At 68.5% G+C, this 822-nt stretch carries 1 protein-coding gene; it reads right to left on the reverse strand.

All coding sequences use genetic code 11. From position 1 onward, the window contains the following. Window positions 1-74 precede the first annotated feature (74 nt). On the reverse strand, window positions 75-822 hold a 748-nt coding region (gene istB, locus FYW95_RS27480), incomplete at its 5' end, for an IS21-like element helper ATPase IstB (protein WP_160051008.1).

Genomic DNA, 822 nt, shown 5'->3' on the forward strand with positions numbered 1-822 from the left:
AGTGTCAACGACGGCTGAAAAGTGACCCCCTCGCGGCGCCTGAAAGTTGACCCCCTCCCTTCGCGTGTGACCTGCTAACGAGCGGTCCCGGCCGATGGCGGAACCCGACCCAGATCCCGGTCCTTCAACCGGTAGCTGTCGCCCTTGAGCGGGACCACCTCCGCATGGTGCACCAGGCGGTCGATCATCGCCGCGGCCACCGTGTCATCGCCGAACACCTCTCCCCACCGCCCGAACGCCTTGTTCGACGTCACGATCAACGACGCCCGCTCATAGCGGTTGGAGACCAGCTGGAAGAACAGGTTGGCCGCCTCCGGCTCGAACGGGATGTAGCCGACCTCGTCCACCACCAGCAGCGGATAGCGGGCCAACCGGACCAGCTCCGCCTCCAACCTCCCGGCCGTGTGCGCATCAGCCAACCGGTTCACCCACTGCGCCGCGGTCGCGAACGCGACCCGGTGCCCGGCCTGGCAGGCCCGGATCCCCAAACCGATCGCCAGATGCGTCTTGCCCGTCCCCGGCGGGCCCAGGAACACCACGTTCTCGCGGGCGGAGACGAAGTCGAGCGTGCCCAGATGCGCGATCACCTCCCGGTTCAACGACCGCTGGTGGTCGTAGTCGAACTCCTCCAAGCTCTTGAGCGCGGGGAAGCGGGCCTGCTTGATCCGGGCCGCCCCGCCGTGCTCCTCCCGGGCCGCGACCTCCCGCTGCAAGCACGCGGCCAGGAACTCCTCATGCGTCCAGGTCTCGTTCCGTGCCCGCTCGGCCAACCGCTCGACCGCCGCCAGCAGCGAAGGCGCCTTGAGCACCCGCGCCAGATAA

Source organism: Nocardiopsis sp. FR4 (assembly GCF_009830945.1).
GTDB lineage: Bacteria > Actinomycetota > Actinomycetes > Streptosporangiales > Streptosporangiaceae > Nocardiopsis.